The sequence below is a fragment of the Falsirhodobacter halotolerans genome, assembly GCF_022899245.1.
Lineage (GTDB): Bacteria > Pseudomonadota > Alphaproteobacteria > Rhodobacterales > Rhodobacteraceae > Falsirhodobacter > Falsirhodobacter halotolerans.
Map to the genome: position 1 here is coordinate 1,576,455 of NZ_JALJAZ010000001.1, position 15,108 is coordinate 1,591,562.

General features: G+C 63.7%; 19 protein-coding genes and 1 tRNA gene. 15 read left to right on the forward strand and 5 right to left on the reverse strand.

Going from position 1 to position 15,108, the window contains the following annotated elements:
- Position 1: 1 nt before the first annotated feature.
- Positions 2–1,828 (reverse strand): glycoside hydrolase family 15 protein, encoded by a 1,827-nt coding sequence (locus MU449_RS08320; protein WP_244737556.1) that lies wholly within the window; start codon positions 1,826–1,828, stop codon positions 2–4.
- Between the two features lie 127 nt (positions 1,829–1,955).
- On the opposite strand from MU449_RS08320, the gene MU449_RS08325 reads away from it, so the two are divergent.
- From MU449_RS08325 to MU449_RS08340, 4 genes are all read left to right on the forward strand, one after another.
- A complete protein-coding gene (locus tag MU449_RS08325) occupies positions 1,956–2,315 on the forward strand; it encodes a hypothetical protein (RefSeq protein WP_244737557.1) in 360 nt (119 codons plus the stop codon).
- Between the two features lie 35 nt (positions 2,316–2,350).
- Positions 2,351–3,178, forward strand: coding sequence for a copper chaperone PCu(A)C domain-containing protein (locus MU449_RS08330; RefSeq protein WP_244737558.1), 828 nt, complete (start codon positions 2,351–2,353; stop codon positions 3,176–3,178).
- A 25-nt stretch (positions 3,179–3,203) separates the two neighbouring features.
- The gene (locus MU449_RS08335; RefSeq protein WP_244737559.1) at positions 3,204–3,782 is read left to right on the forward strand and encodes an SCO family protein; all 579 of its coding nucleotides are present in this window, start codon (positions 3,204–3,206) and stop codon (positions 3,780–3,782) included.
- Positions 3,783–3,852: 70 nt separating this feature from the next.
- Positions 3,853–4,056, forward strand: coding sequence for a DUF3072 domain-containing protein (locus MU449_RS08340; RefSeq protein WP_244737560.1), 204 nt, complete (start codon positions 3,853–3,855; stop codon positions 4,054–4,056).
- 9 nt (positions 4,057–4,065) lie between these two features.
- Here the strand turns inward: MU449_RS08340 and lepA are convergent, their stop codons facing one another.
- Complete coding sequence (lepA, locus tag MU449_RS08345) at positions 4,066–5,865, reverse strand: translation elongation factor 4 (RefSeq protein WP_244737561.1); 1,800 nt, start codon at positions 5,863–5,865, stop codon at positions 4,066–4,068.
- Between the two features lie 173 nt (positions 5,866–6,038).
- Between lepA and MU449_RS08350 the strand changes: the two genes are divergently transcribed.
- Positions 6,039–6,347, forward strand: coding sequence for a hypothetical protein (locus MU449_RS08350; RefSeq protein WP_244737562.1), 309 nt, complete (start codon positions 6,039–6,041; stop codon positions 6,345–6,347).
- Between the two features lie 89 nt (positions 6,348–6,436).
- On the opposite strand, the gene rpmB is transcribed toward MU449_RS08350, so the two are convergent.
- Positions 6,437–6,724, reverse strand: coding sequence for a 50S ribosomal protein L28 (gene rpmB / locus MU449_RS08355; protein WP_244737563.1), 288 nt, complete (start codon positions 6,722–6,724; stop codon positions 6,437–6,439).
- A 150-nt stretch (positions 6,725–6,874) separates the two neighbouring features.
- On the opposite strand from rpmB, the gene MU449_RS08360 reads away from it, so the two are divergent.
- Genes MU449_RS08360 through MU449_RS08375 form a run of 4 tightly spaced genes read left to right on the forward strand, consistent with a single transcriptional unit; the run spans position 6,875 to position 9,809 of the window.
- Entirely contained in the window at positions 6,875–7,588 is a 714-nt protein-coding gene (locus MU449_RS08360; RefSeq protein ID WP_244737564.1) for a DUF3108 domain-containing protein, read from the forward strand.
- Positions 7,589–7,643: 55 nt separating this feature from the next.
- Complete coding sequence (gene hisD, locus MU449_RS08365; RefSeq protein WP_244737565.1) at positions 7,644–8,954, forward strand: histidinol dehydrogenase; 1,311 nt, start codon at positions 7,644–7,646, stop codon at positions 8,952–8,954.
- On the forward strand, positions 8,951–9,364 hold the full coding sequence (locus MU449_RS08370; RefSeq protein ID WP_244737566.1) for a UPF0262 family protein: 414 nt from the start codon (positions 8,951–8,953) through the stop codon (positions 9,362–9,364). The genes hisD and MU449_RS08370 overlap by 4 nt, the downstream gene beginning before the upstream one ends.
- 1 nt (position 9,365) lies before the next feature.
- Positions 9,366–9,809 carry an arsenate-mycothiol transferase ArsC gene (locus MU449_RS08375; protein ID WP_244737567.1) on the forward strand — a complete coding sequence of 148 codons (444 nt, stop codon included), beginning with the start codon at positions 9,366–9,368 and terminating at the stop codon, positions 9,807–9,809.
- On the opposite strand, the gene MU449_RS08380 is transcribed toward MU449_RS08375, so the two are convergent.
- Positions 9,799–10,209, reverse strand: a complete 411-nt coding sequence (locus MU449_RS08380; RefSeq protein ID WP_244737568.1) for a GFA family protein — start codon at positions 10,207–10,209, stop codon at positions 9,799–9,801. The two genes, MU449_RS08375 and MU449_RS08380, sit on opposite strands and share 11 nt — an antisense overlap.
- A 102-nt stretch (positions 10,210–10,311) precedes the next feature.
- Between MU449_RS08380 and infA the strand changes: the two genes are divergently transcribed.
- The 5 genes from infA to MU449_RS08405 all read left to right on the forward strand — a co-directional run bounded on the left by infA (position 10,312) and on the right by MU449_RS08405 (position 12,490).
- Positions 10,312–10,530 (forward strand): translation initiation factor IF-1, encoded by a 219-nt coding sequence (gene infA, locus MU449_RS08385; RefSeq protein ID WP_023664579.1) that lies wholly within the window; start codon positions 10,312–10,314, stop codon positions 10,528–10,530.
- Between the two features lie 26 nt (positions 10,531–10,556).
- Positions 10,557–11,132: a Maf family protein gene (locus tag MU449_RS08390; protein WP_244739011.1), complete on the forward strand. Its 576-nt coding sequence runs from the start codon at positions 10,557–10,559 to the stop codon at positions 11,130–11,132.
- Positions 11,129–12,163, forward strand: coding sequence for a ribonuclease E/G (locus tag MU449_RS08395; protein WP_244737569.1), 1,035 nt, complete (start codon positions 11,129–11,131; stop codon positions 12,161–12,163). Before MU449_RS08390 ends, MU449_RS08395 begins: the two co-directional genes overlap by 4 nt.
- The gene (locus tag MU449_RS08400) at positions 12,160–12,324 is read left to right on the forward strand and encodes a DNA gyrase inhibitor YacG (protein ID WP_244737570.1); all 165 of its coding nucleotides are present in this window, start codon (positions 12,160–12,162) and stop codon (positions 12,322–12,324) included. The genes MU449_RS08395 and MU449_RS08400 overlap by 4 nt, the downstream gene beginning before the upstream one ends.
- A 90-nt stretch (positions 12,325–12,414) precedes the next feature.
- Positions 12,415–12,490: transfer RNA gene (locus tag MU449_RS08405), tRNA-Phe, on the forward strand.
- Positions 12,491–12,589: 99 nt separating this feature from the next.
- Here the strand turns inward: MU449_RS08405 and MU449_RS08410 are convergent.
- Complete coding sequence (locus MU449_RS08410) at positions 12,590–12,841, reverse strand: hypothetical protein (protein ID WP_244737571.1); 252 nt, start codon at positions 12,839–12,841, stop codon at positions 12,590–12,592.
- Between the two features lie 490 nt (positions 12,842–13,331).
- On the opposite strand from MU449_RS08410, the gene MU449_RS08415 reads away from it, so the two are divergent.
- Positions 13,332–14,987 carry a Hint domain-containing protein gene (locus MU449_RS08415; protein WP_244737572.1) on the forward strand — a complete coding sequence of 552 codons (1,656 nt, stop codon included), beginning with the start codon at positions 13,332–13,334 and terminating at the stop codon, positions 14,985–14,987.
- Positions 14,988–15,108: the final 121 nt, after the last annotated feature.

A 15,108-nucleotide genomic window follows, 5' to 3' on the forward strand; every position in this document is an offset into this window, starting at 1 on the left:
CCTAGCCCTGACCACGGGCCAGGGCGGTTTCCAACCGGATGCCGTGGTTGATGATCGCCATATGGGTGAACGCCTGCGGGAAATTCCCCAGATGTTCGCCCGTATGGGGGTCGATCTCTTCGGCGAACAGGCCAAGGTCGTTCCCCCGGGCCAGCAGGCGTTCGTAAAGCGCCTGCGCCTCGGCCTTCTCGCCCAGTTCAGCCATCACGCCCACGCGCCAGAAGGCGCAGGCGGTGAAGGTGCCCTCATCCCCCTCCAGCCCATCCGGCATCCGATAGCGCCAGGTCAGGTCGCCCATGCTCAGTTCCCGCTCGATCGCGCGCAGGGTGGAGGCCACGCGCGGCGAACGGGGGTCCAGCGCATCGAACAGGGCCGTGCGCAGGACCGAGGCGTCCAACTCGTTGCAATCGTAAGACTGGACATAGGCCTGACGGCTTTCGGACCATGTCTCACGCTCATACTCCGCCCGGATCTCCGTCGCCGCGTCCCGCCACTCCGCCACTTTGGTGGGATCGAACCCTCCCAGACCTTCAGCCAACCTGCAGGCGCGGTCCAACGCCACCCAGATCATCGCCTTTGTATACTGGAAATGCTCCATCCGGTCGCGGAATTCCCAGATGCCGTGATCCTTGTCGTGCCGATGGCCCAAGGCACGGTCGGCAATCGTCGTGATCGCCTCGACCAAGCCCTTCGCAATGCGCGGCGGGGGATCGAAGTCGGTCGCCGCGACATAGCAGAGAAGCGCGACCATGAACTCTCCGAACAGGTCATACTGGTGCTGGTCGGAAGCGGCGTTGCCGATCCGCACCGGCCCCACACCCCGCCAGCCGGGAAGGTGGTCCAGCTCCGTCTCCGGCGGAATTTCACCGTCGACCGGATACAGCAGATGCAATTCCCGCCCCTTTGTCCCGTCGGCGTTGCGCAGGAAACGGATATACTCCTCCGCCTCGCGGTGCTGACCCAGATTGCAGAAGGCCGTGACGGTGAAACTGGCGTCCCGCACCCAGCTGTAGCGATAGTCGAAGTTGCGGTTTCCGGGCACCGCCTCGGGCAGGCTGGTGGTCGCCGCCGCCACGATCCCGCCCGTCGGGGAATAGGTGAGGGCTTTCAGCACCAGCGCGCTCCGCTCCATCGCGTCGCGATAACGGCCTTCGTATTTCAGGTTGCCGCACCACCGCTGCCAATAGGCGGCCGTGTGGCGGATATCATTCTCGGCATCGTCCAGCGTGCGGGTCGGGCAGACGTCGGGCACACCGTCACAGGCCAGCGCAAGGAACGCCGCTTCCCCCGCCGCCAGATCGAAGCGCATCACGATGGACTGCCCCTCCACCCGCAGGGGGTGCGACCCGTGGGCGTGCAGATCCAGATTCGGCACACGCACATCGATGCCGTCATCATGGGCCGTGAACGTGGCCCGCGCACGGCCGAAGTCCGGGGTGAGGCTCAGCCGCAGCTCTCCACGCGCCCGGCCCGAATCGCACGTGACCCGGCGCAGCAGACGGCTTTGCACGAACCCGTCCGGCCCGTCATCCTGTTCGGTGGACGGGGGATGGACCGGCATGAGGTCGGTCAGCGTCGCCGCCCCGGCATCGCCTGCAAAGGACGTTTCCAGGATATTCGTGCCGGGAATGTAGCGGCGCCCGACCGATGCCAGACCGTCGAACCGGATCGCGGCATGGCCGCCACTGCCCGCATCCAGCAGGCGGGTGAACAGGGCCGGACTGTCGTGGCGTGGCCAGCAAAGCCAGTCGATCGACCCCGCATCGCAGATCAGCGCGTTGGAATGGGTGTCCCCAATCAGGCCATAGGCGGCGATGGGTTTGTTCATGAGGCGGCGGGATTTGAAATTGTCATGCGGCTTCAACTACTCTGGGGCCGGAAAGTTTCCTGAAACCTTTGGTCGCAGGACAATGCGTCCACTTGCGACAAGGCGCGTGACCGGGCACAACAACGGCATGACCCGCACGCCCCCCATACGCATGGCCCTGCTGGCGCTTGTCGGCGCCCTGGCGATGGCCTTTGCCGCCTTGGGCGCGGGCCACGCGACGCCGCGCGCCTCCGATCCCGCGTATGAGGCGTATTTACTGGGCGGCGGGGCGATGGGCGATCTGTGCCCCGCCGGTCCGCTGGAAAGTGCGGCGCACACCTGTCCGGTCTGCACCTTGATCGGCAAGATCGCCCTCCCCTCCAGCCCGACCCCGACGCATCAGGCGCGTGGCGGATACACGGTCGTGTCCGCCCATCCCGCCATCCGCATGGCCCCGTTGCGGGTCACGGCCCCCTATGCCGCGCGGGGCCCGCCGGTTCGGATCTGAGCAGCCCTCGGTTTCAGATCATCACAGGATACGCCATGCTTCGCCCCATCACCCTGACCGCCGCACTGTTCTGTGCCGCGCCCGCCCTTGCCCATGTGTCCTTCGACACACGCGCCCTTCCCGCCGACCAGGCGCTGGCCGCCGCGCTGATCGTGCCCCATGGCTGCGACGGCGCCCCCACGCGCGAGGTGCGCATGACCGTCCCCGAGGGCGTCCGCGTCGTCGCGACCGCGCCCGATGGCTGGACCATCGCGCAGGTCAGCGGCGGCATCACCTGGCAAGGGAATTTGCCCGCAGATGTCCGCGGCGTGTTTCCCGTCACGGTCACGCTGCCCGCGTCCGACATCGGCACGGAATTCGCCTTTCCCACCGAACAGGTCTGCGACACGACGACCGAGGTCTGGGGCGACGGCGGCGCAGGTCCGGCCCCGACGCTGGTCACCGCCGATCCCGCCATGGCCGCAGGCGATCTGCTGATCGGCGAGGTCTTCGCCCGTGCGACCCTGCCCGGCGCGCCGGTGGGCGGTGGATACCTGACCATTCGCAACACCGGCACCACCGATGACGTGCTGCTGGCCGCCGGATTGGACGTTGCCCAGACCAGCAGCCTGCACAAGATGGAGATGACGGACGGGATCATGCGCATGGCCCCTCTGGACGGTGGATTGCCCATTCCCGCAGGCGGCACGGTGGATCTGCAACCTTCGGGCAACCATATCATGTTCGAGCGGCTGACCGGCCCCTTGGTCGAGGGGGAGACGCTTCCCCTGACCCTGACCTTCCGCGACGCCGGAACCGTGACCGTGCCGATGACCGTTCGCGCCATCAACGCGGGCGGCGGCTCCGGCCATCATCACCACTGAGGCCATCACCAGAAAGGAGGGACCCATGTCCCGTTATCTTCCCATTTTTGGCGGTGTGCTGGCGGCGCTGGCGGTGTGTGCGGCGTTGTGGTTCATGCTGGCCCCCCGCATCCTCGACCGGGCGGACGGGGGCATCGGCCGCGGCGATTATGTCCTTGAAACCACCGCAGGCGAGAAGTTCACCCAAAGCTGGCTTGCGGGCAAGCCGACGGCGGTGTTCTTCGGTTTCACCCACTGCCCCGATGTCTGCCCAACGACCTTGGGTGACATCATGGGCTGGCAGGAAGCGTTGGGCGACCGGGCGGACGGACTGCGAATCGCCTTCGTGACCGTGGATCCGCAGCGCGACACGGTGGCGATGTTGAACGACTATGTCTCGTGGTTGCCGAACGCCGTGGGGGTCACCGGGTCGGAGGAAGAGGTGAAGAAGGCCGAAAAAGCGTTCGGCGCCTATTCCCGCGCGGTGCCGATTTCCGGCGGGGATTACACGATGGAGCACACCTCCAAGGTAATCCTGTTCGACCGCAACGGAACCTTCAACAGCCTGATCTCCTATCAGGAAGCGACCGACAGCGTCTTGGCCAAGATCGAGCCGCTTTTGTGACAGGTGGGGCGGGTGGAACCATTTCCGCCCGCCCTTCGTTTCATGAACATTGAATGAACATGAGGCGATTATGGAAAATCCGAAATCCCATCCGACCGGCAATGCCGAAAAGGACCCCGAAGATTGGGTCACGGGCGACGAGGCAATGACCGGCGCGCAAGCGAGCTATCTCAAGACCCTATGCGAAGAGGCGGGGGAGGAGTTCGACGAGACGTTGAGCAAGGCCGAGGCCAGCAGCCGCATCGACGCGTTGAAAGAAAAAACGGGGCGCTAGGCCCCGTTTTCAGCTGTCCATCTTCAGCGCGCTGATGAAGGCTTCCTGTGGGATCTCCACCTTGCCGAATTGGCGCATCTTCTTCTTGCCGGCCTTCTGCTTGTCCAGCAGCTTGCGCTTCCGGCTGGCATCTCCGCCATAACATTTCGCCGTCACGTCCTTGCGCATGGCCGACAGGGTTTCGCGCGCGATGACCCGCCCGCCGATGGCGGCCTGAATCGGGATCTTGAACATATGACGGGGGATCAGCTCTTTCAGCTTTTCCACCATCACGCGCCCGCGCGATTCGGCCCGGTCGCGGTGCACCATCATCGACAGGGCGTCCACAGGCTCGTCATTGACCAGGATCGACATCTTCACGAGGTTGTCCTCGCGGTATTCGCTGATCTGGTAATCGAAGCTGGCATAGCCCTTCGTGACGGATTTCAGGCGGTCATAGAAATCGAACACCACCTCGGCCAGCGGCAGGTCATAGACGACCATCGCCCGCGATCCGGCATAGGACAGGTCCAGCTGGATGCCGCGACGGTCCTGACACAGCTTCAGGATGTCGCCCAGATAATCGTCGGGCACCATGATCGTGGCCTTGATGCGCGGTTCCTCGATATGGTCGACATAGGTCAGGTCGGGCATGTCGGCGGGGTTGTGCAGATCGCGCACCTCCCCGTCCTTCATGTGCAGCTTGAATACCACCGACGGCGCGGTGGTGATCAGGTCCATGTCGTATTCACGCTCCAGCCGGTCGCGGATGACCTCCAGATGCAGCAGGCCGAGGAAGCCGCAGCGGAACCCGAACCCGAGCGCGGCCGAGGTCTCCATTTCGAAGCTGAAGCTTGCGTCGTTCAGGGCCAGCTTCTCGATCGCGTCGCGCAGATCCTCGAAGTCGTTCGCATCCACGGGGAACAAGCCGCAGAACACCACCGGCTGCGCCGGCTTGAAGCCCGGAAGCGGCGCCTCGGTCCCCTTGCGCTCGGTGGTGATAGTGTCGCCCACCCGCGTGTCGCGCACCTGCTTGATGGAGGCGGTGAGAACCCCGATCTCGCCCGGGCCAAGTTCGGCGATATCGACCATGGCGGGCTTCAGAACGGCCAGCTTGTCGATGCCATAGACGGCGCCGGTCTGCATCATCTTCACGCGGTCGCCCTTTCGGATGACCCCGTCCATCACGCGGATCATGACGACCACGCCCAGATAGGGGTCATACCACGAATCGACCAGCATCGCCTTCAGCGGCGCGTCGCGGTCGCCCTTGGGCGCGGGCAGACGGGTGACGATCGCCTCCAGCACGTCGGGAATGCCCATGCCCGATTTCGCGGAAATTGGAATGGCGTCCTGCGCGTCGATGCCGATCACATCCTCGATCTGCGCCTTCACGCGGTCGGGTTCGGCGGCGGGAAGGTCGATCTTGTTCAGCACGGGAACGATCTCGTGGCCGGCGTCGATCGCCTGATAGACGTTGGCCAGCGTCTGCGCCTCGACCCCTTGGGACGCATCGACCACCAGAAGCGAGCCTTCGACCGCGCGCATGGATCGGCTGACCTCATAGGCGAAATCGACGTGGCCGGGGGTGTCGATCAGGTTCAGGACATAGGTGTTGCCGTCCTTGGCCGGATATTCGATCCGCACCGTGTTGGCCTTGATCGTGATGCCCCGCTCCCGCTCGATGTCCATGCTGTCGAGCATCTGGGCCTTCATATCGCGTTCGGCCACCGTTCCCGTCAGCTGGATCAGCCGGTCGGCGAGCGTGGATTTGCCGTGGTCGATATGCGCCACGATGGAAAAATTGCGGATGCGATCAAGCTGGGTCATGCGCGCATATGACCATGAAACAAAGGGCGGTCAATGGGGATCGCACACGCACACCCGCGCGAGGGTGCACATGTCCCCGATCTGTGCCGATTGAAGCGTGGCGGGATTCGCCTATGATGCATGGATCGACACACAGGGCGGCATCAAGACCGCCCCCGGAACGAGGCAGAGACATGAAACCCACGACGCTTGCGGCGGCGGTCCTTGCGATGGCCGTGACGCTTCCCACCCTTTCCCTTGCCGGTCCGATCGACAGCGCGTGCCTGCGCTCGGAACGGTCTTCGGCCAATGCTCGCACCTGCGCCTGCATTCAGGCGGCGGCGGATGCCACGCTGAGCCGCGCCGATCAGCGCAAGGCCGCGCGCTTCTTCACCGACCCGGACCGCGCGCAGGAAGTTCGTGTGTCCAAGGGGGCGGCGGACAGCGCCTTCTGGCAACGCTATCGCGCGTTCGGACGCACGGCTGAAGCTTATTGCAGCTGATCCAACGGAGGCCCCGCCACGCGGGGCCACGCCACATGAAAAAAACCCCGCTATGCGGGGTTTTTGGCCGTGCGGAGCTCGACGCTGGATCAGGCGGCGGTCTGCGCTTTGGCGATGTCTTTTTTCACCTTCAGCGCGCGGGCCGACAGCTCGTCATCCTTGGACTTCGCCAAAAAGGCGTCCAGACCGCCACGGTGATCGACCGTGCGCAGCGCCGCAGCCGACACGCGGAACTTGAACGACTGACCCAGCACGTCCGAGATCAGCGTCACGTCGTTCAGGTTCGGCAGGAAGCGACGACGGTTCTTGTTGTTGGCGTGGGAGATGGTGTTGCCCGACATCGGGCCTTTCCCGCTGAGTTCGCAGACGCGCGACATGATGTTGATCCTTCAAACATGATGGGCACCGCCAAAAAGCAGCGCGCCGAAAATCCGTTGGGGGTCCATAGAGGCATTCGCCCCCCGCGTCAAGCGGTTCGCCTTCCGCCCCCCGGCACTTATATGTGGCCCAGACCGAAAGGAGCCGCAATGCGCATGATCCCGACCCTGGCGCTGGCCGCCATGATGGCCCTTCCCGCCCTGCCCCAAGCCACCGAGCAGGCGACCTATGCCCTGACGATCCGCGGCATCTCTGCCGGAACCCTGCGCCTGTCGGGACGGGTGGAGGGGGGGCGTTACAGCGCCAATGGCACGCTGCAAAGCGGGGGGTTGGTGGGGATCCTGCGCACCTTGCGCTATGATGCGGCGACGCAGGGGCGCGTGTCGGGGGACCGCTTCACGCCCGACACCTATTCCGAACGCGCCGACAACAACGGACGCAAGCGGCAGGGCACGATGGAATACCGCGCGGGCGTGCCGCAGGTGAAGGCCTACGACCCGCCCCGCCGCGCGGACGAGGATGACGTGAACCCCGCCACCCAGGGCGGCACCGTCGATCCGCTGACCGCGCTGTTCGCCACGCTGCGCGATGTGCCGCCGGGGCAGGAATGCGGGCAATCGCAGCGCATCTTCGACGGGCGCCGCGCGACGGAGGTGGCGCTGTCCCGGCCTTCGCGCCAAGGGGATTCGGTGACCTGCGCGGGGGAATATCGGCGCGTCGCAGGCTATTCCGCGCGAGAGATGGCCGAAAAACGCGTCTTTCCGTTCACGCTGCGGTATGATCCCGCGCCGAACGGGATGATGCGCGTCACGCGCGTCACCACCGACACGCCCTACGGCCAGGCGCGCCTCACCCGCCGCTGAGGGACTTGAGGCACGGCCCCGCCATTGCTAAGCGAGGGGGCAAAGGAGAGCCGCGATGCCCCAGTTCCTATCCACGACCGATGCGGGGTTCGAGGCCGCCTTCACCGCCCTTCTGGGCATGAAGCGCGAGGACAGCCCCGATGTGGATGCGGCGGTGGCCGACATAATCGCCGATGTGCGCGCGCGGGGCGATGCGGCGGTCATCGACCTGACCGCGCGCTTCGATCGGCTGGACCTGACGCCCGACACGATGGCCTTCACGACGGAGGAGATGGAGGCCGAGATCGCCAAGGTCTCGGCCGAGGATCGCGCCGCGCTGGAACTGGCGGCGGAGCGGATCCGTACCTATCACGCCCGCCAGATGCCCGAGGATGCGCGCTGGACCGATGACAGCGGCGCCACGCTGGGGTGGCGCTGGACGCCGGTTTCGGCGGCGGGCCTCTATGTGCCGGGGGGGCTGGCAAGCTATCCCTCTTCCGTCCTGATGAACGCCATTCCGGCCAAGGTGGCGGGGGTGGCGCGGCTGGCCATCGCCTGCCCGACGCCGGGCGGGGTGGTGAACCCGCTGGTGCTGCTGGCCGCGCGCCTTGCGGGGGTGGATACCGTCTATCGCATCGGCGGGGCGCAGGCGATCGCGGCGCTGGCCTATGGCACGGACAGCGTGGCCCCGGTGGACAAGATCACCGGCCCCGGCAACGCGTTCGTCGCGGCGGCAAAGCGGCGGGTGTTCGGCAAGGTGGGCATCGACATGATCGCCGGCCCCTCCGAGATCCTGGTGATTGCCGATGCCGACAACGATCCCGACTGGATCGCGCTGGATCTGCTGAGCCAGGCCGAACATGACGAAAGCGCGCAGTCCATCCTGATCACGACCGACGCCGCCTTTGGACAGGCCGTCGCGCGGGCGGTGCAGACGCGGCTGCAAACGCTGGACCGTCGCGCCATCGCGGGGCCAAGCTGGCGTGACTTTGGTGCGGTCATCACCGTGCGCGATCTGGACGAGGCGGCGGCGCTATCGAACCGCATCGCCCCCGAACATCTGGAACTGTGCGTGGGCGATGCCGAGGCGCTGGCCGAAAAGATCACCCATGCGGGTGCGATTTTCCTTGGCGCATGGACGCCGGAGGCGATCGGCGATTATGTCGGCGGGCCGAACCACGTCCTGCCCACGGCGCGGTCGGCGCGGTTTTCGTCGGGACTGTCGGTGATGGATTTCCTGAAACGCACTACGCTGGCGCGGATGACCCCCGAAGCGCTGGCCGCCATCGGCCCCGCGGCCGAACGGCTGGCCATGTCCGAAAGCCTTGAGGCGCACGGCCTGTCGGTGCGCGCACGTCTGGACCGGCTGAACCGGGGGGCGTCATGACCCTGCGCAGCATCGAGGTGGACGGGGCGGATCTTGGGGGCGAACGCGGCGTCGCGATCCGCGATCTGTTGGAGGAGAACGACTTTCGCCTGATCAGCGCCCCCGGCCCCCATGCCCTGCGGCTGGCCATGCGGGAGGGGCGCATCGTCTTTGCCCTCGGTTCGGCGGAATTCCATCTCTCTCTCGGGCCCTTCCGTCAGGTGATGAAGGATTACGCCCAGATCCGCACGGCCCATGCCGAAGGGGTGAAACGCCTCGCCCCCGCCCAGATCGAGGCGATCGACATGGCGCGGCGCGGCATCCACAACGAAGGCGCGCGTCTGTTGCAGGAACGGCTGGAGGGCAAGGCAACCATGAACCTCGATACCGCGCGGCGACTGTTCACCCTGATTTGTGCGATGCAGAAATAAGATGGCGCAATTCCCCTCCTCCGTTCTGTTTTGCTGCGATCACAACGCCGTCCGGTCCCCCATGGCGGAAGGGTTGATGAAGCGGCTTTACGGCACCCGCAGCTATGTCCAGTCGGCGGGCGTCAAAAGCGATCTGGAGATCGACGGCTTCTCCATCGCCGTGTGCCATGAGATCGGGGTGGAACTGGACCGCCACCGCGCCCGCACCTTCGAGGAACTGGGCGAGGATGTGGCCGGGTTCGACCTGATCGTCGCACTGTCCCCCGCCGCGCGCGCCGCCGCCCAGGGTCTGGCACACGAGACCGACATCGCGATGGAATACTGGCCCATCGACGATCCCACCGGCACCGGGGAATCGCGCGAGGCGAAGCTGGACGCCTATCGCCAGACGCGCGACCAGATCCGCGCGCATATGGTGGAGCGTTTCGGCCCCCCTAATTCCTGATGAAGCGCAGGGTGCCGATCAGGCCGCCGCTTTGGCCGTCGGACGGGTGATGCACCCCGTCCGTTACCGGAACCTCGGCGAAATCGAAGGGGCTGACACCGGACAGACAGGCCGCGTTGATCCCCAGCTGATCGGGGTTGGAGCGGCGCTGATGGTGGGTATAGATGCCGCAGCGCGAACAGAACCAGTGCTTCGCCACCTTGGTGTTGAACTGATAGAGCGTCAACAGGTCCTCCCCCGCCGTGAAGGTCACCCCGTCCAGCGGCGCCGTCACCGCAATCGCGCCGCGCATCCGGCAGAACGAACAATCGCACCGTCGCGCCGTGCTCAGACCGTCGCTCAGCGTCACGCGAAACCGCACGCTTTGGCAATGGCAGGCGGCGTCATAAGTGTCGGTCATCGGGTCTTCCCCTCTTCGAATCGCTTTTTCGCTTGAAAATATCGGCGGACCGGCGCATCTACCCCGCACGTCCCAAGGGACATCATCCGTTTTGGAGAGACCATGGCCAAGGAAGACATTCTCGAATTCCCCGGTGTCGTCAAGGAACTCCTGCCGAACGCGACATTCAGGGTCGAACTCGACAATGGCCATGAATTGATCGCGACGATGGCAGGCAAGATGCGCAAGAACCGCATCCGCGTTCTGGCGGGCGACAAGGTGCAGGTGGAAATGACCCCCTACGACCTGTCGAAGGGGCGCATCAACTATCGCTTCAAGTGATGCAAGACGACGTGCAGGACAGCCGTATGCGGCTGATCCTCGGCTCGGCCAGTCCGCGCCGCAAGGAATTGCTGGGCCAGATCGGCATCACCCCCGATACGATCCTGCCGCCCGATATTGACGAAACCCCGCTGAAGTCCGAACTGCCGCGCCCCTATTGCGCGCGGATCGCGCGTGCCAAGGCCGAAGCGGTGGCCGCGGGGCCGGAGGATATCGTGCTGTGCGCCGATACGACCGTGGCGTTGGGGCGGCGCATCCTGGGCAAGCCTGCGGATGCGGCACAGGCGGCGGAGTATCTGCTGGCACTGGGCGGGCGGCGGCATCAGGTCATCACCTCGGTCGTGGTGCGGCGGGGCGACCGGATCTGGTCACGTGATGTGATCAGCGCCGTGAAAATGAAGCGCCTGTCGGACATGGAGCTGAACGCCTATCTCGCCGGGGGCGAGTGGGAGGGGAAGGCCGGCGCCTATGGTATCCAGGGCGCGGCGGGCGCGTTCATTCCGTGGATGTCGGGATCCTTCACCGGCATCGTCGGCCTGCCCCTTGCCGAAACCGCCGCCCTTCTGGCCGCCGCAGGCTGGCCTGTCTGGAGATTAGCATGACCCATCGCGCCATTCACCTCGGCACCATCAAGGGGCGGGAGGCCGCCGCGCTGGTGGTGGACGGTGTGTTGCAGGACCTGCTGATCGACGCGGGGGACGAGGCCGTGCGTCCCGGCGCCATCTATCGCGGGGTGGTGGACCGCCCGATGAAGGGACAGGGCGGCGTTTTCGTTCGCCTGCCCGACGGGTCGGGGTTTCTGCGGCAGGCCTCGGGCCTGCGCCCCGGCCAGGCCATTCTGGTGCAGGTGACCGGCGCGGCCGAGGATGGTAAGGCCGCCCCCGTGACGACGCGCCTGCTGTTCAAAAGCCGCTTCTGCATAGTGACGCCCGGCGCGCCGGGTCTGAACGTCTCGCGCCGCATCACCGAAAGTGGGGTGCGCGAGCATCTGACCGGCCTTGCGCAGGTGGCGATGACGGGCGCGGAGGAAGACCTTGGCCTGATCGTCCGATCTGCCTGCGCTGAGGGGGATGAACACGAAATTGCCGAGGACATCGCCGCCACCCGCGCGCTGGCCGAAGCGGTTCTGGCCGACACCTCTGGCAAGCCGGAACTTCTGGTCGATGGCCCCGGCCCCCATGACACGGCCTGGCGCGACTGGACCGACCTCGCCCCGGACGAGGTGACGGAGGACGCCTTCGGCCCGCAGGGTGTCTTGGACATGGTGGACGCGGTCCTGACGGCCCATGTGCCCCTGACCGGCGGCGGAAGCATGGTGATCGAGCCCACCCGCGCGCTGGTGGCCGTGGACGTGAACACCGGCAACGACACGACGCCCGCCGCAGGGTTGAAGGCCAACGTCGCCGCCGCCCGCGATCTGCCCCGTCAGTTGCGTCTGCGGGGCTTGGGCGGTCAGGTCGTCGTGGATTTCGCCCCCATGGTGAAACGCGACCGCGCCACGTTGGATCAGGTTCTGCGTGCGGCCTTCAAAGGGGAGGCGGCGGAGACCAGCCTTGTCGGCTGGACCGGCCTTGGTCTTTACGAACTGGTCCGCAAACGCGACCGCGTGGCCTTGGTCGAGGCGTTGAAATGAGCTGTCCGATCTGCGGAAAACCGACGGTGCAGGACTATCGCCCCTTCTGCTCCAAACGCTGTGCCGATGTGGATCTGGCGCGCTGGCTGAACGAAAGCTACGCCCTTCCCGCAGAAGACGAGACCCCTCCGCCGCCCGACGATCCCCCCACCCGACATTGAGCGAAACTTTTTCCATAATCGCTCTGGACAGCCCCCGCGCCCTGCCGTATCAGGTCGCCACCAAGCGCGGCACAGCCCGCAAGGCTAAGTGCCCGGATAGCTCAGTTGGTAGAGCAGCGGATTGAAAATCCGCGTGTCGGCGGTTCAAATCCGTCTCCGGGCACCACTTAAATCAAGTACTTAGCAGACCGCCGCGCTGCACAGTCAAAAGTTGTGGCAACTCTCGTGGCAACATTCGCTCTCTGTGCCCCGCCCGTTCCCATCATCATCTCCGCATCCGCTGCGCTTTGATCGCGCGGGAGTTGTTGGCGAACCAGTGCTCTGTCACGTAGCCTGTAACGGCCGCGATCCGTTCATTGGCGCATCCAGCTTCCGCACGCTTGGATGCCGCCGCAAAACGTAAGTCATGGATATCGTAGGAGTTGGCACCGATCCCTACGTCTCCCGGGTGGACATGGCCGCCACGCAAGAGGCAGCCGATGTCAGAAATTACCGCTGACCAGCTTAGCACCGTCATTTTCGCCGTCTCTCGGACGATCATCCCACTGATGGGGGGAAGATGGGAAGGAACATGGTACACGGGCAACGATCCGCGATCGTTGGGGACATCATCGACGTGGAGGGCGCGATTGCCAGCGACCGGGCCATTGCAAAATGGGTGAAGTCGAATGGCGCGCTGACCTCTTTGACCATGATGTTGGCGCGGCCAGTAGGTCGGAACACCTGCGATGTTGAGGATTCAATGCAAACCGAGCACAGCGCGGTGAACGAAGTTCGGGTTTTACGCGTGAGGCAATCCGCTTGCAGACGACATCGGCCCAGATGCACTTTGGCAATATGCACCTCAGTTCCCTGCCTTGTAAGACATATCGTATAAGTTGCATTATTATCACACACACAACTCCAGATTGTTTTAATCTTTCTTTAAGCTTTGGAATTATTTCGCCGCCACTTAAGCGCACATAGGGCCTTGCAGATGCGCTCAAGTTATATTGCGGTGGTAGGATATGGTACTTGCGACAAAACTTCCTGTGGACACATCGGCAGATGCCTATCGTCTCGCGGATAATATGTTTGGTGAGGGTGTTCAGCTGGTCTCTGCCAGCTATACCGGCGATCCTCTTTCCAAGGGTGTCTATACCGGTGCCAGTTCGATCTCGCCCGGCGCCGTGCCTTCCGATAGTGGCATTATCCTGTCCACGGGGCGCGCGGATGGTTTTACAAACGCAACTGGTTCGGGTGACGCAAACCAAAACGATGGGTACGGAACGGATGTCGATGGCGGAGTAGATGGCAACCCCATTCTGGACGATGCCGCGGGTGTCGCTACCTTTGACGGCTCGATCCTGGAGGCGGAATTTATTCCCCAAGGACCAACACTGACGATGCAGCTGGTGTTCTCGTCGGATGAATACCCCGAATATGCTGGCACAGGCTACAACGATGTCGTTCGTATTATTGTGAATGGACAGGTCGTACAGCTCTCAATCGGATCTGGCGAGGTATCAATCAACAATATAACCAACGGGGGCGTGAACGTTGACGGGAATGATGTTCCTGCCAGCAATCCGAACCTGTATCTCGACAACACTGGCAGTCAGTTCAACACGGAGATGGATGGGCTAACCATCACCCTGACCATGAAAGCGCCAGTCGTGCCCGGTGAGGTGAACTCCATATGGATCGGCATTGCTGATGCCGGCGACGGTCTATACGATTCCAATCTTATGATCGTTGCAGACAGTGTCCAGACATCCGTCATTGCCAACGAAGATTTTGGCGAGACGAAGCTTAAAGATTCTCTCACCATGGATGTATTGGCAAACGATACCGTCTCGGGTGAAAATATCACGTTAACAATAACCCAGATCAACGGCCAGAATGTTTCCCCGGGCGACAGCGTGACATTGCCGTCTGGTTCTGTCGTGATGCTGAACCCCGATGGAACACTCACATTTGACGGCTCTGGCACTGGCACTGAAACGTTTACTTACCAGATCAGCAACGGAGCGGGCACGACCGACACCGGGTTCGCCACGGTCAATGTCACATGTTTCGTAAAGGGCACATTGATCGAAACACCAAACGGCCCCGTCCCGATCGAAACATTGAAGGCGGGCGATCTTGTCCAAACGCGAGATAGAGAGCCGCAGCCCATCGTCTGGATCGGTCGCAGTCATCTTGACAGGAGTGTTCTGGAACAGCACCCCCGGCTTAAACCGATCCGCATCATGGCAGGAGCCTTGGGTCCCGCTCTACCCTTGGCGAATCTGACAGTTTCCCCTCAGCACCGTATATTGATTTGTTCAAAGATCGCGCAAAGCATGTTTGGCATTGGCGAGGTTCTCATTGCGGCCAAGCAGTTGCTTGCAATCGATGGGATTGAGACAGTCGAGGATGGTGATGGCGTAGAGTATTTTCACATTCTCCTCCCTCAACACGACATCGTCTTTTCGAACGGCGCATGGACCGAGTCACTGTTTACGGGTGCTCAAGCTCTCCAATCGCTCTCCGACGAAAATCGCGAAGAAATTCGACAAATTTTCCCTGAAATTACGGATGAAAGGTGGCAGCCAGACGCAGCTCGTTTCGTTCCGAAAGGCCGGCTTTCTCGAGATCTCGCGGAACGTCACGCCGCATGCGGTCTGGCCCTCGCTTACTAAGCGGTCGAGATCAGCATAGTGACTGCGACGCGCGCCAGCAGTCTGACGTTGAAAACGGGACTCAGCCCCGCCTTGTGCGGGGCTTTTTCATTTCAGGTGACGATCATGATCCCAGTCGGAT

What these genes read in the sequence shown, in the direction of transcription:
- MU449_RS08400 (WP_244737570.1), top strand. Translation starts at nt 12,160, where the DNA reads ATGAGCTGTCCGATCTGCGGAAAACCGACGGTGCAGGACTATCGCCCC.
- infA (WP_023664579.1), top strand. Translation starts at nt 10,312, where the DNA reads ATGGCCAAGGAAGACATTCTCGAATTCCCCGGTGTCGTCAAGGAACTC.
- MU449_RS08395 (WP_244737569.1), top strand. Translation starts at nt 11,129, where the DNA reads ATGACCCATCGCGCCATTCACCTCGGCACCATCAAGGGGCGGGAGGCC.
- MU449_RS08340 (WP_244737560.1), top strand. Translation starts at nt 3,853, where the DNA reads ATGGAAAATCCGAAATCCCATCCGACCGGCAATGCCGAAAAGGACCCC.
- MU449_RS08335 (WP_244737559.1), top strand. Translation starts at nt 3,204, where the DNA reads ATGTCCCGTTATCTTCCCATTTTTGGCGGTGTGCTGGCGGCGCTGGCG.
- rpmB (WP_244737563.1), bottom strand. Translation starts at nt 6,724, where the DNA reads ATGTCGCGCGTCTGCGAACTCAGCGGGAAAGGCCCGATGTCGGGCAAC.
- MU449_RS08375 (WP_244737567.1), top strand. Translation starts at nt 9,366, where the DNA reads ATGGCGCAATTCCCCTCCTCCGTTCTGTTTTGCTGCGATCACAACGCC.
- MU449_RS08370 (WP_244737566.1), top strand. Translation starts at nt 8,951, where the DNA reads ATGACCCTGCGCAGCATCGAGGTGGACGGGGCGGATCTTGGGGGCGAA.
- MU449_RS08390 (WP_244739011.1), top strand. Translation starts at nt 10,557, where the DNA reads ATGCGGCTGATCCTCGGCTCGGCCAGTCCGCGCCGCAAGGAATTGCTG.
- MU449_RS08415 (WP_244737572.1), top strand. Translation starts at nt 13,332, where the DNA reads ATGGTACTTGCGACAAAACTTCCTGTGGACACATCGGCAGATGCCTAT.
- MU449_RS08320 (WP_244737556.1), bottom strand. Translation starts at nt 1,828, where the DNA reads ATGAACAAACCCATCGCCGCCTATGGCCTGATTGGGGACACCCATTCC.
- MU449_RS08325 (WP_244737557.1), top strand. Translation starts at nt 1,956, where the DNA reads ATGACCCGCACGCCCCCCATACGCATGGCCCTGCTGGCGCTTGTCGGC.
- MU449_RS08380 (WP_244737568.1), bottom strand. Translation starts at nt 10,209, where the DNA reads ATGACCGACACTTATGACGCCGCCTGCCATTGCCAAAGCGTGCGGTTT.
- hisD (WP_244737565.1), top strand. Translation starts at nt 7,644, where the DNA reads ATGCCCCAGTTCCTATCCACGACCGATGCGGGGTTCGAGGCCGCCTTC.
- MU449_RS08330 (WP_244737558.1), top strand. Translation starts at nt 2,351, where the DNA reads ATGCTTCGCCCCATCACCCTGACCGCCGCACTGTTCTGTGCCGCGCCC.
- MU449_RS08410 (WP_244737571.1), bottom strand. Translation starts at nt 12,841, where the DNA reads ATGACGGTGCTAAGCTGGTCAGCGGTAATTTCTGACATCGGCTGCCTC.
- lepA (WP_244737561.1), bottom strand. Translation starts at nt 5,865, where the DNA reads ATGACCCAGCTTGATCGCATCCGCAATTTTTCCATCGTGGCGCATATC.
- MU449_RS08360 (WP_244737564.1), top strand. Translation starts at nt 6,875, where the DNA reads ATGCGCATGATCCCGACCCTGGCGCTGGCCGCCATGATGGCCCTTCCC.
- MU449_RS08350 (WP_244737562.1), top strand. Translation starts at nt 6,039, where the DNA reads ATGAAACCCACGACGCTTGCGGCGGCGGTCCTTGCGATGGCCGTGACG.